This window comes from Mesorhizobium sp. AD1-1, assembly GCF_020164655.1.
GTDB lineage: Bacteria > Pseudomonadota > Alphaproteobacteria > Rhizobiales > Rhizobiaceae > Mesorhizobium > Mesorhizobium ciceri.
Map to the genome: position 1 here is coordinate 97,601 of NZ_JAIUGP010000014.1, position 22,393 is coordinate 119,993.

26 protein-coding genes and 1 tRNA gene are annotated in these 22,393 nt (G+C 63.3%); 11 read left to right on the plus strand and 16 right to left on the minus strand.

The genetic code is table 11. The features are described 5' to 3' along the window. The first annotated feature begins 33 nt into the window (after window positions 1-33). The gene (locus LB519_RS23810) at window positions 34-612 is read left to right on the plus strand and encodes an invasion associated locus B family protein (protein ID WP_224621330.1); all 579 of its coding nucleotides are present in this window, start codon (window positions 34-36) and stop codon (window positions 610-612) included. 85 nt (window positions 613-697) lie between these two features. On the opposite strand, the gene coaBC is transcribed toward LB519_RS23810, so the two are convergent. From coaBC to ubiE, 5 genes are all read right to left on the minus strand, one after another. Next, window positions 698-1,930 carry a bifunctional phosphopantothenoylcysteine decarboxylase/phosphopantothenate--cysteine ligase CoaBC gene (coaBC, locus tag LB519_RS23815; protein ID WP_013529620.1) on the minus strand — a complete coding sequence of 411 codons (1,233 nt, stop codon included), beginning with the start codon at window positions 1,928-1,930 and terminating at the stop codon, window positions 698-700. Continuing rightward, window positions 1,927-2,349 (minus strand): type II toxin-antitoxin system VapC family toxin, encoded by a 423-nt coding sequence (locus LB519_RS23820; protein ID WP_224621331.1) that lies wholly within the window; start codon window positions 2,347-2,349, stop codon window positions 1,927-1,929. The genes coaBC and LB519_RS23820 overlap by 4 nt, the downstream gene beginning before the upstream one ends. Window positions 2,350-2,351: 2 nt before the next feature. Then, a complete protein-coding gene (locus LB519_RS23825) occupies window positions 2,352-2,609 on the minus strand; it encodes a FitA-like ribbon-helix-helix domain-containing protein (RefSeq protein ID WP_013529622.1) in 258 nt (85 codons plus the stop codon). Window positions 2,610-2,690: 81 nt separating this feature from the next. Next, complete coding sequence (gene ubiB, locus LB519_RS23830; protein ID WP_224621332.1) at window positions 2,691-4,265, minus strand: 2-polyprenylphenol 6-hydroxylase; 1,575 nt, start codon at window positions 4,263-4,265, stop codon at window positions 2,691-2,693. Window positions 4,266-4,335: 70 nt separating this feature from the next. Beyond that, window positions 4,336-5,112: a bifunctional demethylmenaquinone methyltransferase/2-methoxy-6-polyprenyl-1,4-benzoquinol methylase UbiE gene (gene ubiE / locus LB519_RS23835; protein ID WP_024502799.1), complete on the minus strand. Its 777-nt coding sequence runs from the start codon at window positions 5,110-5,112 to the stop codon at window positions 4,336-4,338. A 134-nt stretch (window positions 5,113-5,246) separates the two neighbouring features. Between ubiE and LB519_RS23840 the strand changes: the two genes are divergently transcribed. The 3 genes from LB519_RS23840 to LB519_RS23850 all read left to right on the plus strand — a co-directional run bounded on the left by LB519_RS23840 (window position 5,247) and on the right by LB519_RS23850 (window position 7,783). Then, complete coding sequence (locus LB519_RS23840) at window positions 5,247-6,221, plus strand: adenosine deaminase (RefSeq protein ID WP_064995582.1); 975 nt, start codon at window positions 5,247-5,249, stop codon at window positions 6,219-6,221. A 144-nt stretch (window positions 6,222-6,365) separates the two neighbouring features. Next, entirely contained in the window at window positions 6,366-6,995 is a 630-nt protein-coding gene (upp, locus tag LB519_RS23845; RefSeq protein ID WP_013529626.1) for a uracil phosphoribosyltransferase, read from the plus strand. A gap of 224 nt (window positions 6,996-7,219) precedes the next feature. Next, window positions 7,220-7,783 carry a TIGR02281 family clan AA aspartic protease gene (locus LB519_RS23850; protein ID WP_024502797.1) on the plus strand — a complete coding sequence of 188 codons (564 nt, stop codon included), beginning with the start codon at window positions 7,220-7,222 and terminating at the stop codon, window positions 7,781-7,783. Window positions 7,784-7,868: 85 nt separating this feature from the next. On the opposite strand, the gene deoA is transcribed toward LB519_RS23850, so the two are convergent. The 6 genes from deoA to LB519_RS23880 are packed head-to-tail and all read right to left on the minus strand — an operon-like array spanning window position 7,869 to window position 14,117. Next, entirely contained in the window at window positions 7,869-9,188 is a 1,320-nt protein-coding gene (gene deoA, locus LB519_RS23855; protein WP_224621333.1) for a thymidine phosphorylase, read from the minus strand. Further along, window positions 9,188-9,997, minus strand: coding sequence for a purine-nucleoside phosphorylase (locus LB519_RS23860; RefSeq protein ID WP_224621334.1), 810 nt, complete (start codon window positions 9,995-9,997; stop codon window positions 9,188-9,190). Before LB519_RS23860 ends, deoA begins: the two co-directional genes overlap by 1 nt. A 30-nt stretch (window positions 9,998-10,027) precedes the next feature. Further along, on the minus strand, window positions 10,028-10,420 hold the full coding sequence (gene cdd / locus LB519_RS23865; RefSeq protein WP_013529630.1) for a cytidine deaminase: 393 nt from the start codon (window positions 10,418-10,420) through the stop codon (window positions 10,028-10,030). A 55-nt stretch (window positions 10,421-10,475) separates the two neighbouring features. Continuing rightward, window positions 10,476-11,447, minus strand: a complete 972-nt coding sequence (locus LB519_RS23870; RefSeq protein ID WP_024502794.1) for an ABC transporter permease — start codon at window positions 11,445-11,447, stop codon at window positions 10,476-10,478. A 1-nt stretch (window position 11,448) separates the two neighbouring features. Further along, on the minus strand, window positions 11,449-12,588 hold the full coding sequence (locus LB519_RS23875) for an ABC transporter permease (protein ID WP_024502793.1): 1,140 nt from the start codon (window positions 12,586-12,588) through the stop codon (window positions 11,449-11,451). Then, the gene (locus LB519_RS23880) at window positions 12,585-14,117 is read right to left on the minus strand and encodes an ABC transporter ATP-binding protein (RefSeq protein ID WP_013529633.1); all 1,533 of its coding nucleotides are present in this window, start codon (window positions 14,115-14,117) and stop codon (window positions 12,585-12,587) included. Before LB519_RS23880 ends, LB519_RS23875 begins: the two co-directional genes overlap by 4 nt. A 227-nt stretch (window positions 14,118-14,344) precedes the next feature. Here LB519_RS23880 and LB519_RS23885 point away from each other — a divergent pair, with 227 nt between their 5' ends. Further along, the gene (locus LB519_RS23885; RefSeq protein ID WP_013529634.1) at window positions 14,345-14,554 is read left to right on the plus strand and encodes a SlyX family protein; all 210 of its coding nucleotides are present in this window, start codon (window positions 14,345-14,347) and stop codon (window positions 14,552-14,554) included. Between the two features lie 23 nt (window positions 14,555-14,577). Beyond that, window positions 14,578-14,973, plus strand: coding sequence for a hypothetical protein (locus LB519_RS23890; protein ID WP_224621335.1), 396 nt, complete (start codon window positions 14,578-14,580; stop codon window positions 14,971-14,973). Here the strand turns inward: LB519_RS23890 and LB519_RS23895 are convergent. The 5 genes from LB519_RS23895 to LB519_RS23915 all read right to left on the minus strand — a co-directional run bounded on the left by LB519_RS23895 (window position 14,968) and on the right by LB519_RS23915 (window position 18,764). Then, the gene (locus LB519_RS23895) at window positions 14,968-15,429 is read right to left on the minus strand and encodes a GNAT family N-acetyltransferase (protein ID WP_224621336.1); all 462 of its coding nucleotides are present in this window, start codon (window positions 15,427-15,429) and stop codon (window positions 14,968-14,970) included. The two genes, LB519_RS23890 and LB519_RS23895, sit on opposite strands and share 6 nt — an antisense overlap. Window positions 15,430-15,544: 115 nt before the next feature. Beyond that, window positions 15,545-16,534: a BMP family protein gene (locus LB519_RS23900; RefSeq protein WP_024502791.1), complete on the minus strand. Its 990-nt coding sequence runs from the start codon at window positions 16,532-16,534 to the stop codon at window positions 15,545-15,547. A gap of 185 nt (window positions 16,535-16,719) precedes the next feature. Further along, window positions 16,720-17,397, minus strand: coding sequence for a peptide-methionine (S)-S-oxide reductase MsrA (msrA, locus tag LB519_RS23905; RefSeq protein WP_224621337.1), 678 nt, complete (start codon window positions 17,395-17,397; stop codon window positions 16,720-16,722). Window positions 17,398-17,429: 32 nt separating this feature from the next. Then, window positions 17,430-17,753: a hypothetical protein gene (locus LB519_RS23910; protein ID WP_024502789.1), complete on the minus strand. Its 324-nt coding sequence runs from the start codon at window positions 17,751-17,753 to the stop codon at window positions 17,430-17,432. Window positions 17,754-18,059: 306 nt separating this feature from the next. Beyond that, window positions 18,060-18,764 (minus strand): hypothetical protein, encoded by a 705-nt coding sequence (locus LB519_RS23915; protein WP_164919868.1) that lies wholly within the window; start codon window positions 18,762-18,764, stop codon window positions 18,060-18,062. Between the two features lie 361 nt (window positions 18,765-19,125). On the opposite strand from LB519_RS23915, the gene LB519_RS23920 reads away from it, so the two are divergent. The 5 genes from LB519_RS23920 (at window position 19,126) to kdpA (ending at window position 22,373) form a co-directional block, all read left to right on the plus strand. Continuing rightward, a tRNA-Ser gene (locus LB519_RS23920) sits at window positions 19,126-19,215 on the plus strand. A 112-nt stretch (window positions 19,216-19,327) separates the two neighbouring features. Further along, on the plus strand, window positions 19,328-19,552 hold the full coding sequence (locus LB519_RS23925) for an alkylphosphonate utilization protein (RefSeq protein ID WP_013529641.1): 225 nt from the start codon (window positions 19,328-19,330) through the stop codon (window positions 19,550-19,552). Between the two features lie 258 nt (window positions 19,553-19,810). Next, window positions 19,811-20,113: a DUF982 domain-containing protein gene (locus LB519_RS23930; RefSeq protein ID WP_013529642.1), complete on the plus strand. Its 303-nt coding sequence runs from the start codon at window positions 19,811-19,813 to the stop codon at window positions 20,111-20,113. Between the two features lie 446 nt (window positions 20,114-20,559). Further along, window positions 20,560-20,649: a K(+)-transporting ATPase subunit F gene (locus LB519_RS23935; protein ID WP_032808122.1), complete on the plus strand. Its 90-nt coding sequence runs from the start codon at window positions 20,560-20,562 to the stop codon at window positions 20,647-20,649. Between the two features lie 20 nt (window positions 20,650-20,669). Further along, window positions 20,670-22,373 carry a potassium-transporting ATPase subunit KdpA gene (gene kdpA, locus LB519_RS23940; protein ID WP_024502786.1) on the plus strand — a complete coding sequence of 568 codons (1,704 nt, stop codon included), beginning with the start codon at window positions 20,670-20,672 and terminating at the stop codon, window positions 22,371-22,373. The last annotated feature ends 20 nt before the right edge of the window (window positions 22,374-22,393 follow it).

A 22,393-nucleotide genomic window follows, 5' to 3' on the forward strand; every position in this document is an offset into this window, starting at 1 on the left:
GGCCCGAGGCGGAGCCGGGCGGGAGGGGTCTTGATGAGGAAGTTCGCGTATTTCTTGGCGATGCTGGGTGTTGCCTGCACCGTCGGTGTGCCGGCCGTGGCGGCGCAAACCAAGAGCGACAAGGCGGTCGCGGCACCGGCTGCCGCCGATGCGCCGCAGTTGCCCGGTGGCGCGTCGGCACTGTCCGAAACCCACGGCGACTGGACGGTCAATTGCCAGATATCAGGCGCGACCAAAACCTGCAGCCTGTCGCATCAGCAATTCAACAAGCAAAACAATCAGCGCCTGCTGGCGATCGAGCTGTCGAGCAAGACCGGCGAGGATGCCACGGGAACGCTTGCGCTGCCGTTCGGCCTGGCGCTGGCCAAGGGGGTGAGCCTGACCATCGACGATCAGAAGCTGGACGGCAGCCTGGCGTTCAACACCTGCCAGGTCGTCGGCTGTCTGGTGCCGGTGGTGTTCGATGCGACTGTCACGCCGCTGCTGAAATCAGGCACCACGCTGAAGATCGACGCTTTCGCGGCAGACACCGGACAAGCGGTGAGCTTTTCCATTCCGCTCAACGGCTTCGCCGGCGCACTTGCCCGAACCGCGGAGCTTTTGACCAATTGATGTGAGCCGCAGGACTTAAAGCGCGCGCCGCCTGAACGCAGTCTCGCGGCAGGGCGGTGCGTCACTGCAGCAGAACATTTTTCAGTCAAACGACGATTGTTTTAAGCCGTTCGGCGATCAGGGCGGCAAGCCGAGCCGCCACTTCGTCCTTGCTCATCTCCGGCCATTCCTCGACACCGGCCTTTGACACGATCCGCACCCGGTTGCGATCGCCGCCCATCACGCCCGAAGAGCCGACGCCGCTTCCCTGCGACACGTCGTTGGCAACGATGAGATCGGCGCCTTTCTTCTTGAGCTTGGCCTCGGCGTTGCGCAGGAGATCCTGTGTCTCGGCGGCGAAGCCGATAACCAGGCCGGGTCGCTGGCTGTGATGGCCGACGCCGGCGAGGATGTCGGGATTCTCGACCATGCGCAGCACCGGCGGCCCTTCGCCCGCGACCTTCTTGATCTTCTCACCGGCCGAGTTCTCGGTGCGCCAGTCGGCCACGGCGGCGACGAACACCGCCGCATCTGCGGGCAAGAGCCGTTCCACCGCGTCGCGCATCTCCTGCGCCCGCTCGACGTGAATGGTCTTCACTCCGGGGGGATCGGCGATGCCGACAGGGCCGGAGACGAGGCGCACATCGGCGCCGAGCCTGGCCAGTGCTGCCGCGATGGCATGGCCCTGCTTGCCGGACGAGCGGTTGGCGATGTAGCGCACCGGGTCGATCGGCTCATGGGTCGGGCCGGAGGTGACGATGATCTTGCGCCCCGACAGCGGCTTCGGGCCGACATCGAGCAGCGCCTCGACCGCGGCAACGATCTCCAGCGGCTCGGCCATGCGGCCTTCGCCCGCCTCATTGCTTTCGGCCATCTCGCCCCTGGCCGGACCGACGAAGGTGACGCCGTCCTTCTGCAGCGTCGCGCGGTTGCGGCGGGTGGCCGGATGCGCCCACATTCTGGGGTTCATGGCCGGCGCCATCAGCACCGGCTTGTCGGTGGCGACAAGCACGGTGGAGGCCAGATCGTTGGCGTGGCCGTTTGCGAGCTTCGCCATCAGGTCGGCGGTGGCGGGCGCCACCACCAGCAGATCGGCCTCGCGCGACAGCCTGATATGGCCGACATCGTGTTCGTCATTGCGGTCGAACAGCTCGGTGAAGACATGGTCGGCGGAGAGCGCGCCGACCGACAGCGTGGTGACGAATTCCTGCGCGGCCGATGTCATGACCACCCGAACCGCGGCCCCGCGCTCGCGCAGCCGGCGGATCAGATCCAGCGCTTTGTAGGCGGCGATGCCGCCGCCGATGATGAGCAGGATGCGCTTGCCGGAGAGGCTCATGCACCCTCCCAAGGATTGACTATGCTAATACCGCAATCGGAAAAGTCAGCAACATTTCTAGTCACCATCGCAAAGCCCCGCGAGCGAGCAACCGAGGCGATCTGTGCGTCAAATTCGCGTATAGGACGTCCCAGAAATCGTCTGTTCGAAATAATCTCCGCGTATGCTTCGGCTTCGCGGTCACCGAACGCGAGCACTGGGGTCTTGAGCCATTTGGTGAAAAAGGCCCCGATGACACTACCCAGTGCAGCCTTACGCGTTCCGTCCGGCATGTTCGCAAGCCCAACGAGCAGCTCTGCCTTGGTCATCGCCGTGACATATGAGCGGGTCGCGAGCGAGCTATCCATCCAGGTAGCCACCCCTGCATCCGGCCGTGGTTTGAAGGTTTCCGAGATAACATTCGTATCCAGCACGAACATGGTTAGTCAAATTTCAGTGGCTCGCGCGTAGGGCCGCGCTCCGGCAACTCGACATCGAAACCGCCATGGGGCTCAACCAGCCTACGAATCGCGGCATAGAGTGACTCTCCCCGAGGGTCTTGGTCCACACCGTCCGAAAGAACACTCTTGGCAAGAACGCTACGCGCTTCCTCTTCCATTGAGACTCCCCTCACGGCAGCTCGCTCACGCAGTTTCTGCTTCACGTTGGTGTCGAGATTGCGGATGGTAAGTGTGCTCATGTTTTTGCTCCTTACCTCAACCTAGTCCATGAAAGCGTTGCTTTCAATGATAGCAATGCCGGCACTGCTGTCACCGAGAACTCAGATGATCTTCCAGGCGATATAGACCAGCGTCACGGCAATCACCCAGAGTGCCCAGCGGCCGGAGCGGCTGTAGCGCGCTTCGGCCTTGCCGATGGCGTGGGCGGTGGTCTCGTCGAAGCGCAGGCCATGCTCGGCCATCAGGTCGATCTCGCGCGACAGCCGGTCGGTGCGCGCCGCAAGCTCGGGCACCTGGCGGGCCAGCGTCAGCAGCGCCTTGGCGCCATCGCGCGCATCCATCATCATGCCACGCGGCCCAAGATTGCCTGATATCCAGTCGCCGACCACCGGCTCGGCAGTCTTCCACATGTTGAAGGCCGGGTCGAGCGTGCGCGCCACGCCCTCGACCACCACCATGGTCTTCTGCAGCAGGATCAGTTCGGGCCGCGTCGCCATGTCGAAGAGCTCGGTAACCTCGAACAGCAGCGTCAGAAGCTTGGCCATCGAGATGGTCTCGGCCGGCTGGCCATGGATCGGCTCGCCGATCGCCCGGATCGCCTGCGCGAAGGCCGCGACATTGTGCTGGCGCGGCACATAGCCGGCCTCGAAATGGACCTCAGCGACGCGCAAATAGTCGCGCGTGATGAAGCCGTAGAGGATTTCGGCGAGGAAGCGGCGCTCCTTCTTGCCGAGCCGGCCGGCAATGCCGAGATCGACGGCAACGATGGTGCCGTTCGCCTCGACGAACAAATTGCCCGGATGCATGTCGGCGTGGAAAAATCCGTCGCGCAGCGTGTGGCGCAGGAACGACTGGATCAGGTTTGTGGCGATGGTTTTCAGATCGTGGCCCGCCGCGACCAGTCCGGCAATGTCGTTCATCTTGACGCCGTCGACCCACTCCATGGTCAACACGTCGCGGCCGGTACGCTCCCAGTCGACGGACGGCACGCGAAAGCCGGGGTCGTGCCTGGTGCTTTCACCGAGCTCCGAGAGGGCCGCCGCCTCGAGGCGAAGATCCATCTCGATCTTGGTGGTCTGAGCCAGCGTCTGGGTGACCTCGACCGGCCGCAGCCGGCGGGACGAGGGGATGTATTTCTCCTGCAGGCGAGCGGCAAGGAAATAGCTTTCGAGATCCTGGAAGAAGCGGCGGCGCACGCCGGGCCGGATCACCTTGACCGCCACCTTGGTGGCAACGCCGTCATGCATGGCATCGGCGGCATGGACCTGGGCGATGGAGGCGGCGGCGACCGGATCGCCGAATTGCGCGTAGAGATCGCCGACTTTGCGCCCGAGCGAGGCTTCGATGGCCGCTATGGCTTCGGCCTTCGGAAAGGTGTGCATCTTGTCCTGCAACATGGCGAGATCGAGCGCCATGTCGTTGCCGACGACGTCGGGCCGCGTCGCCAGGAACTGGCCGAGCTTTACATAGGAGGGGCCGAGCCGGACGACCGCCTTGGCCAGCCGGTCGCTGCGCTCATAGGCCAGCGCGCGGCGGCGCGTGAACAGCCGTGCCATCCGCCAGCCGAACTTCGGCAGGCCGGACAGTTCCTCACCCGGCAGAGCGGCGACGACACCCTCGCGGACCAGCACCCAGCCGGCCCTTACGAGCCGGAATCCTGCACTGACATTGCTCATGGCAGCGCCAACCCTGCCGGCTCTTTGAACCGGCATAGCACGCGTCGATTGTGAGAAATGCGGTCCGGCCTCAAAGCTTCCAGCCCGAATGAAGTGCTGCAATACCGCCGGAATAGTTGCGGAAGGAAACGCGGTCGAAGCCGGCGCGGGAAATCATCGTCGTGAAATTCTGCTGGTTGGGAAACCTGGCGATCGATTCGACCAGATAGGAATAGGGCTCGCCGTCGCCGGTGACCATCTTGCCGATCTTTGGAATGGCGTTGAACGACCAGGCTTCATAAGCCTTGTCGAGCAGCGGCATCTCGACCTCGGAAAATTCCAGGCACAGGAAGCGCCCACCGGGCTTCAGCACGCGAAACGCTTCGCCCAAGGCCACCTCGATGCGCGGTACGTTGCGGATGCCGAAAGCGATGGTATAGGCATCGAATGTGGCATCAGGGAAGGGCAGTTCCTCGGCATTGGCCTCGACGAAATCGGTGTTGCCGGACAGGCCCTTCTTTTCGGCCCGGTCGCGGCCGACAGCCAGCATCGAGCCATTGATGTCGAGCACGGTGGCATGGGCATTGCCGTGGCTGGCATCGACGATGCGAAAGGCAATGTCGCCGGTGCCTCCGGCAACGTCGAGCACCTTCCAGCCCGCCCGTTTAGGCGGATTGAGCCAGGTGACCATGGCGTCCTTCCACAGCCGGTGCAGGCCGGCCGACATCAGATCGTTCATCAGGTCGTAGCGGTTGGCGACCTTGTGGAAAACATCGTTGACCAGGGACTGCTTGTCGCCAGCCCCTACACGCTTGAAACCATAGGAGGTTTCCATGCCGCCCGCGGCCGTGGTTCTCTCAACTGACATTTTTTTGATCCGTCATAAAACCGGCGGGACCATAGCCGATCGATGGTGCGGGCGCTATTGTTTAAGGCGCGGTGTTCAGCCGCGCTTCCAGGTGGCGGGTTTTCGAGACCTGGACGGACCGACGGGATGATTGAATGCCTTTGAAAGCGGAACTGCACTGCCACATCGAAGGGGCAGCGGCGCCCGAACTCGTCATCCGCCAGGCGCAGAAATACGGCAAGGACACCTCGCCCTATATCCAGAACGGGTCCTTCGTCTGGCACGATTTCACCTCCTTCCTGGCGGCTTATGATTTTTCCGCCGATCTGTTCCGGACCGAGGAGGACTATGCGCGGCTGGCCGACCACTATCTGACCAGCCTTGCCCGCGATGGCGCCATCTATTCCGAGGTGTTCACCTCGCCGGACCACGCTAAAAAAGCCGGCCTGTCGCCCAAGGCCTATACCGACGCGCTCGGCGAAGGCATGGCCCGCGCCAAGGCCAAGACCGGCATCGAGGGCCGCATGATCGTCACCGGCGTGCGCCATGTCGGCGTCGAGTCGATCGAGCAGGCGGCGCGCTTCGCGGCGCGCTGCGGGCATCCGCTGGTCACCGGTTTCGGCGTTGCCGGCGATGAGCGGATCGGTGATATGGAGGACTATGTCAGGGCTTTCGAGATCGCTCGCGAAGCCGGGCTCGGCATCACCATCCATGCCGGCGAACTGACGGGCTGGGAGACCGTCCAGGCGGCGCTGGATCACATCCGTCCGTCCCGCATCGGCCATGGCGTGCGCGCCATCGAGAACCTGGACCTCGTCCGGCGCATCGCCGACGAGGGCATCGTGCTGGAATGCTGCCCCGGTTCCAACATCGCGCTCAAGGTGTTCGACAGTTTCGCCGATCATCCGTTTCCGGCCCTGCAGGCGGCAGGCTGCAAGGTGACGCTCAATTCCGACGATCCGCCCTATTTCTGGACCTCGCTCAAGCGTGAATACGATATCGCTGCCGAGCATTTCTCGATGAACGACAAGGCGCTGACCGCCGTCACCAGAACGGCCATCGAGGCCGCTTTCGTCGATAGAAAGACAAAGACGGCACTTCTTGCCCGGTTGAACAGCGCGGCACGCTGATTTCCGCCGACAAAGCTGTGGTCGGTGCGGGCCAAGCGGTTCCTTGGCCGGCGCATTGCCGCTAGGGTTCGCCCAGGCAGCTTGAAGCGGCGCGTCCGAAAGGGCGATGCGCGCATTTTCGGGCGCAGGCATCAGGAGAACACCATGCAGGGCGTCACCGTCGTCGACCACCCGCTTGTCCAGCACAAGCTGACCATCATGCGCAAGAAGGAAACCTCGACGGCGGGCTTCCGCCGGCTGCTGCGCGAAATCTCGCTGCTGCTCGGCTACGAGGTCACCCGCAATCTCGAACTGACGACGACGACCATCGAAACGCCGATGGAAACGATGGAAGCGCCGACGCTCGAGGGCAAGAAACTGGTCTTTGCCTCGGTGCTGCGCGCCGGCAACGGCTTGCTGGAAGGCCTGCTCGACCTGGTGCCGGCGGCGCGCGTCGCCCATGTCGGTCTCTACCGCGATCACGAAACGCTGGAGGCGGTCGAATATTTCTTCAAGGCGCCGAGCGACCTCGCCGACCGGCTGGTGATCGTCGTCGATCCGATGCTGGCCACCGCCAATTCGGCGATCGCGGCGATCGACAAGCTGAAAGAGCGCGGCGCCACCAACATCCGTTTCCTTTGCCTGCTGGCGGCGCCCGAAGGCATCGAGCGCTTCATCAAGGCGCATCCGGACGTTCCCGTCTTCACCGCTTCGATCGACCGCCAGCTCAACGAGAAGGGCTACATCATGCCCGGCCTCGGCGACGCCGGCGACCGCATGTACGGGACCAAGTAATATCAGACCAAGTCGCCTGGTACGATTTACCAAATATTTACGCAAAGGCGCGGTTTTGGCGCGCGTTAAAGCGGCAAACACCATCCGGGCTTAACGATCGGCTGTCACTACAGCGCCGCGCGTCCGTTTCGGACGCGCAAAGGACGCTGTAGCACTTTGATTTTGTGCATGAGCCTTTCCGAAAATCGTTCCCGATTTTCGGGGTCATGCGGCGAGGCCGATCCATGCTGCGCAAACTTCTGATCCTCGCCGTTTTCGCCGGTACATCGGCATCGATACCGATTGTGTATCAGTCGAATCCGCAACTCGTCGAAAACCTGCTGAGGTCGGCGGTGCCGGGCAAACAAGCGGTCGAAGCCCAGCCGAACGTCAACCTGGCATCGGTGCCCAACAAGCCCGCGGCACCGCTGCCGATGGGCCGCAAGGTCCTAGTCGCGGCAGACGAACGCGGGCATTTCTCGTCACCCTTCAAGCTCAACGGACGTCAGGTCGACGGCATGATCGACACCGGCGCCACATTGGTCGCCATCAACATTTCGACGGCACGCAGGATCGGCCTGTCGCTGAACGCTTCCGACTTCAACCGCGAGGTCAACACCGCCAACGGCACCATCAAGGCGGCCGTGGCCATGATCGACCGCCTGCAGATCGGCAGCATCACCGTCAATGACGTCCAGACCATCGTGCTCGACGACAGGGCGCTGCGCACCAATCTGATCGGCATGAGCTTCCTCAACCGGCTCGACAAATACCAGGTCGAGAACGGCACGCTGCTGCTCGTCCAGTAAGGCTATTCGTTTTCCAATTTCCCAAGGGAAAGCGCTATGCGCTTTTTCCCAGGGAGAACCGTTTCACACTTTTCCTGGAATTGCTCTAGCCGCGCGGCAGAATCCGCCGGATGACCGACTTGTCGGCGGGCGGCTTCGAGGCGCCGACCATATAGGCCGAAAGCACGGTTGCCGCGGCGGCCTCGGCATCGGCCGATGAGCGGGCATGGATCAGCGCCAGCGGCTCGCCGATCCCAACCTCCGCACCGACCGGCAATAGTCTGGTGATGCCGACCGCAGGGTCGATCTGGTCGTCCGGCCGCGTGCGTCCACCTCCCAGGCCGACCACGGCGAGCCCGATATCGCGGGTGACGATGCCGGTGACGAAGCCATTTGCGGTCGCCTTGACGGCAAGTTCGATCGCCGCCGCAGGCAGATATTTTTCCGGTTTCTCGATGAAATCGGCGGGGCCGCCAAGCGCGGCCACCATGCGTGCGAAAGTGGCGGCGGCGCGGCCGCTGGCGAGCGTCTCGGTGGCGCGCCGCATGCCATCCTGGTTGGACGACACCAGCCCGGCCGACTGCAGCATTTCGGCGGCCAGCGCCAGCGTCACATCTTCGAGCCGACGGTCACGATACCGGCCGGTGAGGAAATCGACGGCGTTGCGCACCTCGACTGCGTTGCCGGCGGCCGACGCCAGCGGCTCGTTCATGCCGGTGATCAACGCCGAGGCCTTCAGTCCGGCGCCGTTGGCGATCTCAACCAGGCTGTTGGCGAGTGCGGTGGCGTCGCGCGATTTTTCCATGAAGGCGCCGTTGCCGACCTTGACGTCGAGCACCAGCGATTGCAGCCCGGCCGCCAGCTTCTTCGACAGGATCGAAGCGGTGATCAGTGGCACCGATTCGACCGTGCCGGAGACGTCGCGGATCGCATAGAGTCGTCGATCGGCGGGTGCGAGGTCGGCGGTCTGGCCGATGATGGCACAGCCTGTTTCGAGCACCGCCTTGCGAAACAGCGCGACATCGGGCTGGCTGACGTAGCCCGGGATGGCATCCATCTTGTCCAGCGTACCGCCGGTGTGGCCAAGGCCACGGCCCGAGATCATCGGCACATAGGCGCCGCAGGCGGCGACGATCGGCGCCAGCATCAGCGAGACATTGTCACCGACGCCGCCGGTCGAATGCTTGTCGGTGACCGGGCCAGGCAGGTCAGACCAGTCGAGCACATCGCCGGAATCGCGCATCGCCAGCGTCAGCGCCACGGCCTCGTCGCGGTTCATGCCGTTGAAGAACACCGCCATGGCGAAGGCGCCGGCCTGGCCGTCGGTAACGGCGCCTGACGTCACGCCCGCGACGAAGCCGGCGATCTCCTCCTCCGACAGCCTGAGGCCATCGCGCTTGCGGCGGATGATTTCCTGGGGAAGCATCAGATCTCCAGCAGTCCGTCGCGGAACACGCGCTGCAGGACCGTCGCCAGCCGCGCGCCGCCGACCGGCGCCATGTCCTTGGTCTCCTGGTGCGAAAGCTCGGCCCCGGTCATGCCGGCCCCCAGATTGGTGATGACCGAACAGGCGGCGACGCGCAGTCCGAGGAAGCGGGCGAGAATGACCTCCGGTACGGTCGACATGCCGACCGCATTGGCGCCCATGATGCGCGCCATGCGGATTTCGGCCGGCGTTTCGAAGCATGGGCCGGAGAACCACATATAGACGCCCTTGTGCAGGGTGGTGCCGGTCGCTTTTGCCGCCCGCTCGATGGCCTGGCGGATGCCGGCATCATAGGCTTCGGTCAGGCCGACGAAACGCCGGTCGCTTGGTTCGCCGATCAGCGGGTTGGTGCCCGAGAAATTGATGTGGTCCGATATCAGCATCACCGAGCCCGGCGGCATGTCCGGATCGACCGAGCCGGCGGCATTGGTGAGGATCAGTTTCGTGATGCCGATGCCGGCAAGCACTTCCAGCACCGGCCGCATCGCCGCGGCGTTGCCGTGCTCATAGTAATGGGCACGGCCCGACAGCAGCAGCACCGGCACGCCGGCAAACAGCCCTGCCACCACTTCGCCGGCGTGCCCGGTGACACCGCTTCTGGGAAAGCCGGGCAGGTCGGCATAGGAGATGCGGATCGGGTCCTCGATCTGGTCGACCAGACCGCCGAGGCCCGAGCCGAGCACCAGTGCCGTGGCCGGCGCCAGGCCGTCCAGCTTTTCGACGAGATGATCCAGGGCTTTTTCCGTCATCGTTGCCAGCTGTTCATTTGAGCCCGTTGCTCATTTCAAAATATCGCCACGGAAGCCGTAAGGCAGCATGTCACCCATGGTCACGGTTTCGGCCACACCCGCATTGTCGCAGAGATAGAGCTTTGTTTCCGGCCGGCAGAATTCGGCAAGCCGCTGGCGGCAGCCACCGCAAGGCGAGCATTTGGCCATGCGTTCGGCAAGCACGGCGATTTCCACGATCTTGCCGCCGCCGCCCATAATGTAGTGGCCGAGCGCCGTGGTCTCGGCGCACCAGCCTTCCGGATAGGAGGCGACTTCGATGTTGGCGCCGGTAAAGACGCGACCGTCCTCGGTGCGCAAGGCAGCGCCGACCGGAAACTTAGAATAGGGCGCGTAGGCCTTGGCCATGGCGGCCTTGGCGGCCTCGAACAGATCATGCGACATTCAGCGTTCTCTCCGATGATCGTGTTCAAAACCCGGCGCAAAGCCGACCCGTCGCTCAACGTTCCTTGACGTAAGGCACGCCGCCGGCGCGTGGCGGGATTGCCTTGCCGATGAAGCCGGCGAGCAGGATGACGGTGAGGATGTAGGGCAACGCCTGCATGAACTGCGCCGGCACCTTGCCGATGATGGGCAGCGGGGATCCCTGCAGGCGGATCGACGCAGCGTCCAGGAAGCCAAACAGCAGGCAGGCGAACATGGCGTTGACCGGCTTCCACTTGGCGAAGATCAAGGCTGCCAGCGCGATATAGCCCTTGCCGGCAGTCATGTCCTTCACGAAGCCGCCATTTTGCACCATCGACAGGTAGGCGCCGGCAATGCCGGTGAGGATGCCGGTGCAGATCAGCGCCCGGTAGCGCAGCCAGGCGACCGAGATGCCGGCGGTGTCGACGGCGGCCGGGTTCTCGCCGACGGCGCGAAGGCGCAGGCCGAAGCGGGTGCGAAACAGCACCCACCAGGTGAACGGCACCATCAGGAAGGCAAGATAGACCAGGATCGAGTGGCCCGACAGGAGTTCGGCATAGACCGGTCCGATGATCGGCACGTCGCGGATGGCCTCGGCGCCCGGCAAGGTGATGGCCTCGAAGCGCTCGCCCGGTTGCAGCGCCGGCGTGCGCCCGCCCTGCTGGAACCAGGCCTGGCCGAGGATGATGGTCGAGCCGGCGGCGATGAAATTAATCGCCACGCCGGAGACGATCTGGTTGCCGCGATGAGTGATCGAGGCAAAGCCGTGGATCATGGCGAAGGCGACCGAGATCACGACCGCCATGCCGAGGCCGAGAAAGGCCGAATGGAACACGGAAGCTGCGGCCGCTCCGGCGAAGGCGCCGACAAGCATCTTGCCTTCCAGGCCGATGTCGAAGATGCCGGCGCGTTCCGAATAGAGCCCGGCGAGGCAGGCAAGCAACAGCGGCACCGAGAGGCGGATGGTGGAGTCCAGTGTCTGGATGATCGCGTTGAACACATCCATCTCAGGCACCTTTCCCCTTGACCGCTTCCATGCCGACCGATCGCGGACTGAACGAGGCAAACAGCGCCTGAATGTAGGGCCGGAACATGTGCTCGAGGGCACCGGCAAACAGGATCACCAGGCCTTGAATGATGACGATCATGTCGCGGCTGATTGCCGGCATCTCGAAGGCGAGTTCGGCGCCGCCTTGGTAGAGCATGCCGAACAGGACCGCCGCCAATACGATGCCGACAGGGTGCAGGCGGCCCATCAGCGCCACGGCGATGCCGACGAAGCCGGCGCCGGAAACGAAGTCGATGGCGACATTGTGCTGATCGCCCATCACCGGATTGAGCGCCATCATGCCGGCCAACGCGCCCGAGATCATCATGGCGGTGATGATGATGCGGGTTTCGGAAATGCCGGCATAGCGTGCCGCCTTCGGGCTGTGACCGTAGGTGCGCATCTCGTAGCCGAGCTTGGTGCGCCAGATCAGCAGCCAGACCAGGAAGGCCATGACCAGCGCCAGCAGGAAGGTGACGTTGAGCGGCGCCGAACGGATCTTGGCGCCGAACAGCTCGATGATCCAGTTGAGTTTGGGCAGTTCCGCGCCGGCGAGGAAGTTGCGCGTCTGCGGCGCTTGCGAGGCGGCTGGCTTCAACGGGCCGACCAGCAGGTAAACCATGATCGAGGCGGCGATGAAGTTGAACATGATGGTGGTGATGACGATGTGCGAGCCACGCTTGGCCTGCAGATAGGCCGGGATAAGCGCCCACAATGCGCCCACCGCCGCCGCCGCAATGATCGCCAGCGGGAAGGTCAGCCACCATGGCAGTGTGCTGTCGAAGCTCAGGCAGACGATGGCGATGCCAAGGCCGGCGATGTAGGCCTGCCCCTCGGTGCCGATGTTGAACAGGCCGCAATGCGCGGCCACCGCCACCGAAAGCCCGGTGAAGATGAAGGTGGTGGCATAAAACAGGGTAAAGGCGATGCCTGTGCCTTTGCCGAAGGCGCCTTCGACCAGGATGACGGCGGCGCGCAACGGATTCTCGCCGACCAGAAGCACGACGAAGCCGGCGACGACGAAGGCGACGAACAGATTGATCAGCGGGATCAGGCCATAGTCGGCCCAGGCCGGCAGTTTGGCGTAAGGCGTGCTCAAAGTGCTGCCTCCTGGTGCTCGATGCCGGCCATCAGCAGGCCGAGCTCGCCCTCGGTCGCTTCGGAGCCGCGCTCGCCGACGATGCGGCCGGCAAACATCACCAGGATACGGTCGGACAGCGAACGGATCTCGTCCAGCTCGACCGACACCACCAGCACCGCCTTGCCCTGATCGCGCATGGCGATCAGGCGCTTGTGGATGAACTCGATGGCGCCGACATCGACGCCGCGTGTCGGCTGGCCGACGATCAGCACGCCCGGGTCCTGTTCCATCTCCCGTGCCAGCACGATCTTCTGCTGGTTGCCGCCGGAGAAATTGGCGGTCTTCAGCCGGCAGTCGGCCGGGCGGATGTCGTATTTGGCGATCTTGTCCCTGGCATCGTTGCGGATGGCATCGATGTTGAGGAACGGCCCTTTCAAATAGCGGGGATCATCGTGATAGCCGAGGATCGAATTCTCGTTCTCCTCGAAGGCCAGCACCAGCCCGACGTGATGGCGGTCCTCCGGCACATGCGCCAGGCCACGGTCGCGCAACTCTCCGGGGTCGGCGGCACCGGTCAGGTCGATCGGCTTGCCATCCAGCATGACCGAGCCGGAAACGGCACGCCTGATGCCGGAAATCGCCTCGAGGAGTTCGGATTGTCCGTTGCCGGCGACACCGGCGATGCCGACGATCTCGCCGGCCCTGATATCGAAGGAGATGTCGTCGACCATGGTGACGCCGCGCGTATCCCTGACCGTCAGGTTCTTGACTGCGAGCTTGACGGCGCCGGCCTCTGCCTCGCCCTTCTCGACCCGCAAGAGCACGCGCCGGCCGACCATCAGCTCGGCCAGTTCCTCGACAGTCGTCTTCCTGGTCTCGCGCGTCGCCACCATCGTGCCCTGGCGCATGACCGACACCGTGTCGGTGATGGCCATGATCTCGCGCAATTTGTGGGTGATCAGCACCACCGTCTTGCCCTGGTCCTTCAACTGCCGAAGGATGCGGAACAGATGGTCGGCTTCGGCCGGCGTCAAAACGCCCGTCGGTTCGTCGAGGATCAGGATCTCGGCGCCGCGATAGAGCGCCTTCAGGATCTCGACACGCTGCTGCAGGCCGACCGGCAGTTCCTCGATGATTGCATCGGGATCGACTTCCAGCCCGTATTCACGCTCCAGCCGCTCCAGTTCGGAGCGCGCCTTGGCGATGCTCTTCTTCAAGAGCGCATCGCTTTCGGCGCCGAGGATGACGTTCTCCAGCACTGTGAAATTGTCGACCAGCATGAAGTGCTGATGCACCATGCCGATGCCGAGCGCGATGGCGTCATTGGGGGTCTTGATCGAAGCCGGCTGGCCGCCAACGCGGATCTCGCCGCTGTCGGCCTGGTAGAAGCCGTAGAGGATCGACATCAGCGTCGACTTGCCAGCGCCGTTCTCGCCGACAATGCCGTGGATCGTGCCGCGACCGATCTCGAGATTGATGTCCCGGTTGGCGCGCACCGCACCAAAACTCTTGTTGATGCCGATCAACTCGATTGCGGCTTGCGCCATGCAGCCTGTCCCACTCTTATTTTTTTATCGCTTGGTCAAAACGCCTAGCATGACGCTCCGCCCGTGCCAATTGGCGGAGCAGGTTCACTCTCGACAAATCCCGGTGCGCTTGTCAATTTGCAACGTGGCCGGGGCCTTCACATTCGCTAGTATGGCGGAGCCGAAATTCGCATTGCGGCGCAAGACATCGCGGTGAACGACATCGCGGTGAAGACTGGGGAATTCACATGACCATACCCGCCGACCGGCTGACGACGCTGGAAATCCGCGCCGCCGAGCAGGAGAAGACCATCGAGGAACTGTCCGGCCAGATCGCCGAGCAGTGGAAAGTGATCGAGCGCATGCAGCGCAAGCTCGACGCGCTGACGGATCGTTTCCTGGCGCTGGAGGAGCAGACGGGAGATGAAGTGCCTGTAACCAAGCCGCCGCACTGGTGAGGAAAAAGGGAAGGGCGCATGCCATGGCCAGTGAAAGCGATCGCATTGCACGGGCCAGCGACTATGTGCGTGGCCTGATGAACGATGCGGAGCGCGAACGGGCCGAACGTGATCTGGAGATCGACCCGGCCTTCCGCGACGAGGTCGTGCGACTTGCCGAGCGCATGCACGTCTTCGACCGTGCCGAACCGGGGGATGGCGAAGAGCGCTGGAAGCAGATCACGCAGCGCATTGGCGAGCTGCCGCAGATGCGTAGTTCTGGCCTGAGCGACGCCAGGCCGCCAACCGTGATCCGAAGCCTGTCGCAGCGGCCATACGGCGTGGGCGTCCACGCGCTGGGCGGCCGGCGTGGATTTGTGGTTGCCGCCGGACTGATGGTGGCGTTCGTGCTCGGTTGTCTCGCCGCGAAGCTGCTATAGGCGAGGCCGGCGAGACATCAGAGCCATCGTCTCGCCGTCCGAACGGCATATCTCAACGATGTTCCAGCCGAGGGCCGCGTAGAAACCACGCGCATCCCATGTGTAGAGATAGAGCATCTCGACGCCCCGTGACGCCGCATGGGCTTCCGTTGCCTTGACCAGCGCGGTGGCGATGCCTCGGCGTCGATACCTTGCATCGACAACCAACCCGGCCAGCCATGGCGTCAGATCATGCGCGGGCTCCAGTTCGTGGCGCACCAGCAGGCATGTCCCGACCGGGGTGTCGCCGATCCGGGCCACGAATGCCGCCTCGAAACCGTCACCGGCGATCAAGTCGCGAAGCCCTGCCGCATCTTCCCCGAGAGTCCTTCCGGTTCCCTCGAAAAAGGCAGACAGGCGCAGTTGCGCGACCGCTGCTACGTCGTGCTCGCCCATGGGTCCGATCGTCGGCTGCATCTGTATCTCGAAACGGTGTCCGGCACGGAGCGAAGGTTTCGCTCGATCCGGTAAAGGCAAAACCGCCGGGCTGGCGCCCGGCGGTTTGCAGATCATGGCTGTGTGTTCGTGCCGCTCAATAGGGGCAGGCGTTGTCAGTCGTATAGTCGTGTACTTCGACCTTGCCGGCAATGATGTCGGCCTTGGCTTTTTCGACGGCCGCCTTCATCTCGTCCGTCACCAGCGCCTTGTTGTTGTCGTCCATGGCGTAGTCGACGCCGCCTTCCTTGAGGCCGAGATTCTCGACGCCGCCCTTGAAGGTGCCGTTCTTGCCGTCCATGAAGGCGGTGTAGACGGCGACGTCGACGCGCTTCAGCATCGAGGTCAGCACCTTGCCGGGCTGCAGGCCGTTCTGGTTGGAATCGACGCCGATGCCAAGCTTGCCGGCATCTGCCGCCGCCTGCAGCACGCCAACGCCGGTACCGCCTGCCGCGGCGTAGACCACGTCGGAGCCCTGGTCGATCTGCGTCTTGGCGATCTCGCCGCCCTTGGCCGGATCGTTCCAGGCAGCCGGCGTGTCACCCGTCATGTTCTGGATGACATCGGTCGCGCCGGCCGATTTGGCACCGCCGACATAGCCGCATTCGAACTTGCGGATCAGCGGGATGTCCATGCCGCCGACGAAGGAGACCTTCTTCGACTTCGAGGCCATCGCCGCCATGATGCCGACGAGATAGGAGCCTTCGTTTTCCTTGAATACCAGCGAGCGGACATTGGGCATGTCGACGGCGTCGTCGATGATGGCGAAGTTGAGATCGGGATATTCGGCCGCGACCTTCTTCAGCGCATCCTCCCAGGCGAAGCCGGCCATGACGATCGGGTTGTGGCCGTCCTCGGCGAAGCGGCGCAGCGCCTGCTCACGCTGCGAGGCGTTGGAGACCTCGAATTCGACGTAGGCCGTGCCGGTTTCCGTCTTGAATTTCTCGGCGCCGTGATAGGCAGCCTCGTTGAAGGATTTATCGAATTTGCCGCCGAGATCATAGAGGATGGCCGGCTGGACATCCGCGGCGAAAGCCGGAAGAACCATTGCGGTTGCGGCCAGGAGGCCGAGAACGATACGTTTCATGTGATCCACACCCTGTCGGTTATTTTTTCCGTTACGCACCGCATGCCGGCCCGGTTCGCCGGCAGGCATGCGACGTCAGCCAGGAGTGTATTCCCTCCCGCTCGGCGGCAATCTGGCATGGCCCGAAACAAAATTCACGCGGAATTTTGACCTTTTGGAAAAGCTTGGTGCGGGCAAGCCGCACCTCAGCTTGTCCTTGCGCCGGAGGCGGCGGCAGGGATGGCGCAAGCGACACCGGTGCCTTTGAGGTTGCACGTGCCGTAAGGGTTCTTCGCCAGATATTGCTGGTGATCGGCTTCGGCGAAGTAGAATTCGGCCGCCGGGGCGATCTCGGTGGTGATCCTGCCGTGGCCGGCACCACGCAGCGAGGTCTCATACGCATCGCGTGAGGCGCTCGCCGCCAACAATTGCGCCTCGTCGCTCGTGTAGATCGCGGAGCGATAGGCGGTGCCGACATCATTGCCCTGGCGCATGCCCTGCGTGGGATCGTGGCTTTCCCAGAACAGCTTCAGAAGCCCAGCATAGGAGACGATCCCGGGGTCATGGACCACCAGCACCGCTTCGGCATGACCGGTTAGCCCGGTGCAGGTCTCCTGATAGGTCGGATTGGGCGTCAAGCCGCCGGCATAGCCGGCCGCGGTGACCCAGACGCCTTCGATCTGCCAGAACAGCCGCTCCGCAGTCCAGAAGCAGCCGAGCCCGAACATGGCCGTCTCCAGCCCCTCGGGATAAGGACCCTTGAGCGGTCTTTTCAAGACCTTGTGCCTGGATGCGGTCGGGATCGCCCTGGCGCGGCCCGGCAGGGCCTCGGAGGGCTTCGGCAGATTGAGCTTCTTGTTCAGCATGTCGCTGAGAAAGAACATGCGCGGGTTTCCCTCTCTTCGCGGAAAGCGGATCAGTTTGCGACGAACTGTCCGGCGCGACGTTGCCGCCTGTAGCCTATCGCATAGAGCAGGAAAGCCAGCACCGCGAACACGGCGAAGCCCGGCTGGTTCAGCACCCAGGCGATGGCGCCATCCCACAGCAGCGGGCTGGTCTTGGTTCGGATGAAGGTCTCGAAGGCGGCCCGCGTGTCGGGCGAGACCGCCAGCCAACTGCTGTTGAGCGGGGTCAGCACCAGCACGGAGGCCGCCACTGTGCGTGTCGCGTCGAGCACCGCCATGATGACGGAAATCGACAGCGCGATCATTGCGGCAAGACGAAAGACGAAGCGAAACATCAGAACCCTCCTCCGGGCTGGTCCTCTCCCGAGGGGCTTTTCAGAAATAGAATGCGCATGGCTGGATCGCAATCGCCATACGCGAATTTGCAGACTCCAAACTCAGGTCAACGGAGGGCCGGACGACAGTCAGTCGGGTCGCTTTTCATTGACATGTGAGGGCAGCTATGCTAATAATTTCGGTATGGCGTTGACTTGCGCCGAGGACCCGCCGCACAGGCGGGTTTTTGCGTTTGGTGCTCGCAAGCCGACGCGCCGGCGAAGTCTCCAAAGACCGTGTGAACCCGGATTTGTTGCCCGCGCGAATTATGCGGCCGGCTTCCTTTTGTGCCGGTGGACACGCCAGACAGCAAAAACGCCGCCGCCGATGGCGCCGATCACCAGACCGGCCAGGCCGGTGAACACGGCGAAATAGCCGCAGGCGCCCTCGAAACAGCTCATCTCGGTGGCATCGGCGATCACCGAGCCGATGGCGAATCCGCCCACGGCGCCGATGACCGCGCCCAGGACGATGCCGAGCAGCGCGGCGATGACCGAGACGAAGGCCGATGGGCTCTCGGTTTTCGGATTGACATAAACGGCATCGGCTTCGGATCCATGGCGCAGCAGATAGATGCAGAGCGCACCGATGGCGATTTCGGCGCCGGTGATGACAAGCGCCTGGCCCGAGAAGACGAATCCCGGCACCGTAGGGGCATAGGCATGGATGACCAGCAGCCCGACGATTATGGCAATCTGCCAGATCGTGAACTGGCGCGGGAAGCGGGCCGAGCGGCCGAAGGCGAGGCCGAGCAGGTAAAGCCCCCACAGGATGGTGACGATGTCGACGACGAGCCCGCCATAGATAAGGTAAAGCACGCTGTCTGGCAGGCCGGTGGCGCCGACCGCGGGCCAGACGGAGATCAGGCCGTAGACCGACCACGCCATGACGAAGACAAGCCAGCCCACCGGCACGAAGGACAGCCCGCTGTCCGGCCGCCTGACTGGCGTCTGTCCATTGCTCGATGTCATCTCCGCACAATGCCCCCGCAAAGCCTCGGCACCCGACAGGCAACTCCGGGGGAAGTCAAGGGCGGCCGTCCCTGCGGTCCTGCCTGTGCACACCATTGCAGCGGCGGCGCCCGCAAAAACGGGCATGCCGGCGGCCTCGTGAAAGACTGTGTGGCCGGCAAAGCGAATAGACTGCCGTTATGGCTTGGCATTCGCCGTCGGATCGACTAGATGAGCCCCGCGCCTGTTGCTTCGACGGCTCAGGTGCAGGGGAAGGCGTTTGCTGGTTGGCGACGCCGATGGCGAAAGTTCCGTCTTGCCCCAAGGGAGGTGCATCTCCCCAACCCGCGCGGCAAAACCGGCCGACGCGACATGCATGGACGGAGAGGTGGCCGAGTGGTTGAAGGCGCACGCCTGGAAAGTGTGTTTACGGGAGACCGTAACGCGGGTTCGAATCCCGCTCTCTCCGCCATCCTGCTTCGCTCTACGAGCTTCGCAGGACAAGCCCGAGCCTTTGCGCGAAGCAGGGCGGTAAACATCCCGCCGCGCTCTGCCCTAAAAACCTGCCAATCACAGGAGATGGCATGCCGAACGATGTAATCGTGCGCGACAGCAATGGCGCTCAATTGAATGACGGCGATTCCGTCACGCTGATCAAGGACCTCAAAGTCAAAGGCACTTCGGAAACGATCAAGCGCGGCACGTTGGTGAAGGCTATCCGCCTGAACGGCAATCCCGGCGAGATCGAATGCAACACCAAGCAAGTGAAAGGCCTGGTGCTCAAGACCGAGTTCGTGAAGAAGGCGTGAGCCTCAGGGCGGCAAGCGATCTCGATGGCTCCTTCGGGATTTTGGAGAGCCTGCCGTCGCCAAGTGGAAGCGGAGCCGTTGAGCGTCCGGCACATGATCGTTGCGCTGCGAAATTGATAATTTCGCCGACCAGGCACAATCAAAAACCGCCAAGACCCAAGTCTGGAACCTCCGGCCTCATTGCGCGTTTCAGGGCGTCCCGTTCGCGGACCCGCCGGATATCTCTCCAAGCGCGCAAAAAAACCAGGAGCCCGCTTCATGCACGACAAGCTGTTTCATTCCCCGGTCGCACTCTCGGTCGGCCTTGGCTTCAAACGCGAGATTGCGTCGCTGGCCGAAATGCACGACTTCCTCACCAATTGGACGACCTCCCGCCGCGGCCCGCTCTACCGCAACGCGGTGGAAGCATGTGAACTCGCCATCCCAGGCTACGTGACCATCGAGCAGGCCCGCCACGCGCTCGTCCAGTTTGCGCAAGCTTCTTGTATCCTGTGGCCGGACCTCGAGCCGGTGGCGGGCGTGCACGCCGTTGCGCGTGGCTATGGCGGCTACGCCGCCTGAAGATCGATACCCTCCGTGGCGGCTAAAGCCACACCACCATAGAAGGCCCGGCTGGCCCCAGCCGGGCTTTCCCGTTTCCGGCAGTTCGCAAGGAAATCGCAATCCTGTGGCTGGCCGCGTGTCTTGCGCGACAATCCCTGCGTGTCGGGAAGAGCCCGCGCTAAAATCTTTATGAAATTCCTATTTCTTTCCACTGCGCCCCGTCTCGAACCTTTATGGCGATCGGGTCCATATTCCCCTCAGAAAACACAGCCGGTTCCGTCGTCAAAGATGCGACGGGCCACTTCCGATATATTGCGAAATCCCCTGTCAAATTCGCAAAGTACAAAAGAACAACAGGAATAAACACAATGGATATAGCCGTTATCGTGATCGGAATTTTGTTCTTCACCCTTTGTTTCGCCTACATCAAAGCTTGCGACGCGCTCTAGAGCGAGGCTGAAAAAATGATCGTCGACTATATTCTTGGTGGCGGCGTTACGCTGTTCCTGCTCGCCTACCTGACATACGCCCTCGTTCGTCCAGAACGCTTCTGAAGGCACGGAAAGCCACAGCCATGACACTGAACGGTTGGATACAGATCCTGGTCTATTGCGGGATCGTCATATTGCTGGTGAAGCCGCTCGGCGGCTACATGCACCGCGTCTTCAACGGCGACCGGACGCTGCTCTCGCCCGTCTTTGGCCCGCTCGAGCGCGGGCTGTACCGTGTTTGCGGAACCAGCGAACGCGAGGAACAGCACTGGACCACCTATGCGGTCGCCCTGCTGCTCTTCAACCTTGCCGGCTTCCTGGTGCTCTACGCCCTGCAGCGCCTGCAGGGCAGCCTGCCCTACAACCCGGCCGGCATGACAGCGGTTGAACCAGGGCTCGCCTTCAACACCGCCGCCAGCTTCATGACCAACACCAACTGGCAGAACTATGGTGGCGAGAGCACGATGTCCTATCTCGTGCAGATGGCCGGGCTGACGGTGCAGAACTTCGTTTCGGCGGCCACGGGCATTGCCATCGCCATCGCGCTGATCCGCGGCTTTGCCCGGGCTTCGGGCAAGTCGATCGGCAATTTCTGGGTCGATATGACCCGCTCCACACTCTATCTGCTGCTGCCGTTCTGCGTCGTGCTGACGCTGGCCTATGTCTGGCTCGGCATGCCGCAGACGCTGGGCGCCTATGTCAACGCCACGACGCTCGAAGGCGCGCAGCAGACCATCGCCGTCGGCCCGGTCGCTTCGCAGGTGGCCATCAAGATGCTCGGCACCAATGGCGGCGGCTTCTTCAACGCCAATGCCGCGCACCCGTTCGAGAACCCCGACGCGATCTCCAACCTGATCCAGATGGTGTCGATCTTCGCCATCGGCGCCGCCTTGACCAATGTCTTCGGCCGCATGATCGGCAACCAGCGCCAGGGCTGGGCGATCCTCTCGGCCATGGGCGTCATGTTCATCGCCGGTGTCGCCATCTGCTACTGGGCGGAAGCCGCCGGCAACCCGCTGGTGCATGCGCTGGGCATCGACGGCGGCAACATGGAGGGCAAGGAGACACGTTTCGGCATCGCCTTGTCGGCGCTGTTTGCCGTCATCACCACGGCCGCTTCCTGCGGCGCCGTCAACGCCATGCACGGCTCGTTCACGGCGCTCGGCGGCATGATCCCGATCATCAACATGCAGCTTGGCGAAGTCATCGTCGGCGGTGTCGGCGCGGGCCTCTACGGCATCCTGATGTACATCGTCGTCGCCGTCTTCGTCGCCGGCCTGATGGTCGGTCGCACGCCCGAATATCTCGGCAAGAAGATCGAGGCCAAGGAGGTCAAGATGGCGATGCTGGCCATACTGTGCCTGCCGCTGGCGATGCTGATCTTCACGGCCATCGCCGTCGTGCTGCCGACCGGCGTGGCGTCGATGGGCAATGCCGGCCCGCATGGCTTCTCCGAGGTCCTCTATGCCTACACGTCGGCGGCGGCCAACAACGGTTCGGCCTTTGGCGGCCTCAGCGGCAACACGCCCTGGTACAACATCACCATCGGCATCGGCATGCTGATGGGCCGCTTCCTGGTCATCATCCCGGCGCTGGCCATTGCCGGCTCGCTGGTGGCGAAGAAAACGGTTCCGGCCTCCGCCGGCACCTTCCCGACCGATGGCCCGCTGTTCGTCGGGCTGCTGGTCGGTGTCATCCTGATCGTCGGTGGCCTCACCTTCTTTCCCGCGCTCGCCGTCGGGCCGATCATCGAGCACCTGGCGATGGCTCACGGGCAGACCTTCTGAGGCCGCCATGTCGTGGTTCA

Bases quoted from the DNA above. Each gene is read 5' to 3' on its own strand.
- LB519_RS23810 (WP_224621330.1), top strand. From the start codon at position 34: ATGAGGAAGTTCGCGTATTTCTTGGCGATGCTGGGTGTTGCCTGCACC.
- coaBC (WP_013529620.1), bottom strand. From the start codon at position 1,930: ATGAGCCTCTCCGGCAAGCGCATCCTGCTCATCATCGGCGGCGGCATC.
- LB519_RS23820 (WP_224621331.1), bottom strand. From the start codon at position 2,349: ATGTTCGTGCTGGATACGAATGTTATCTCGGAAACCTTCAAACCACGG.
- LB519_RS23825 (WP_013529622.1), bottom strand. From the start codon at position 2,609: ATGAGCACACTTACCATCCGCAATCTCGACACCAACGTGAAGCAGAAA.
- ubiB (WP_224621332.1), bottom strand. From the start codon at position 4,265: ATGAGCAATGTCAGTGCAGGATTCCGGCTCGTAAGGGCCGGCTGGGTG.
- ubiE (WP_024502799.1), bottom strand. From the start codon at position 5,112: ATGTCAGTTGAGAGAACCACGGCCGCGGGCGGCATGGAAACCTCCTAT.
- LB519_RS23840 (WP_064995582.1), top strand. From the start codon at position 5,247: ATGCCTTTGAAAGCGGAACTGCACTGCCACATCGAAGGGGCAGCGGCG.
- upp (WP_013529626.1), top strand. From the start codon at position 6,366: ATGCAGGGCGTCACCGTCGTCGACCACCCGCTTGTCCAGCACAAGCTG.
- LB519_RS23850 (WP_024502797.1), top strand. From the start codon at position 7,220: ATGCTGCGCAAACTTCTGATCCTCGCCGTTTTCGCCGGTACATCGGCA.
- deoA (WP_224621333.1), bottom strand. From the start codon at position 9,188: ATGCTTCCCCAGGAAATCATCCGCCGCAAGCGCGATGGCCTCAGGCTG.
- LB519_RS23860 (WP_224621334.1), bottom strand. From the start codon at position 9,997: ATGACGGAAAAAGCCCTGGATCATCTCGTCGAAAAGCTGGACGGCCTG.
- cdd (WP_013529630.1), bottom strand. From the start codon at position 10,420: ATGTCGCATGATCTGTTCGAGGCCGCCAAGGCCGCCATGGCCAAGGCC.
- LB519_RS23870 (WP_024502794.1), bottom strand. From the start codon at position 11,447: ATGGATGTGTTCAACGCGATCATCCAGACACTGGACTCCACCATCCGC.
- LB519_RS23880 (WP_013529633.1), bottom strand. From the start codon at position 14,117: ATGGCGCAAGCCGCAATCGAGTTGATCGGCATCAACAAGAGTTTTGGT.
- LB519_RS23885 (WP_013529634.1), top strand. From the start codon at position 14,345: ATGACCATACCCGCCGACCGGCTGACGACGCTGGAAATCCGCGCCGCC.
- LB519_RS23890 (WP_224621335.1), top strand. From the start codon at position 14,578: ATGGCCAGTGAAAGCGATCGCATTGCACGGGCCAGCGACTATGTGCGT.
- LB519_RS23895 (WP_224621336.1), bottom strand. From the start codon at position 15,429: ATGCAGCCGACGATCGGACCCATGGGCGAGCACGACGTAGCAGCGGTC.
- LB519_RS23900 (WP_024502791.1), bottom strand. From the start codon at position 16,534: ATGAAACGTATCGTTCTCGGCCTCCTGGCCGCAACCGCAATGGTTCTT.
- msrA (WP_224621337.1), bottom strand. From the start codon at position 17,397: ATGTTCTTTCTCAGCGACATGCTGAACAAGAAGCTCAATCTGCCGAAG.
- LB519_RS23910 (WP_024502789.1), bottom strand. From the start codon at position 17,753: ATGTTTCGCTTCGTCTTTCGTCTTGCCGCAATGATCGCGCTGTCGATT.
- LB519_RS23915 (WP_164919868.1), bottom strand. From the start codon at position 18,764: ATGACATCGAGCAATGGACAGACGCCAGTCAGGCGGCCGGACAGCGGG.
- LB519_RS23925 (WP_013529641.1), top strand. From the start codon at position 19,328: ATGCCGAACGATGTAATCGTGCGCGACAGCAATGGCGCTCAATTGAAT.
- LB519_RS23930 (WP_013529642.1), top strand. From the start codon at position 19,811: ATGCACGACAAGCTGTTTCATTCCCCGGTCGCACTCTCGGTCGGCCTT.
- LB519_RS23935 (WP_032808122.1), top strand. From the start codon at position 20,560: ATGATCGTCGACTATATTCTTGGTGGCGGCGTTACGCTGTTCCTGCTC.
- kdpA (WP_024502786.1), top strand. From the start codon at position 20,670: ATGACACTGAACGGTTGGATACAGATCCTGGTCTATTGCGGGATCGTC.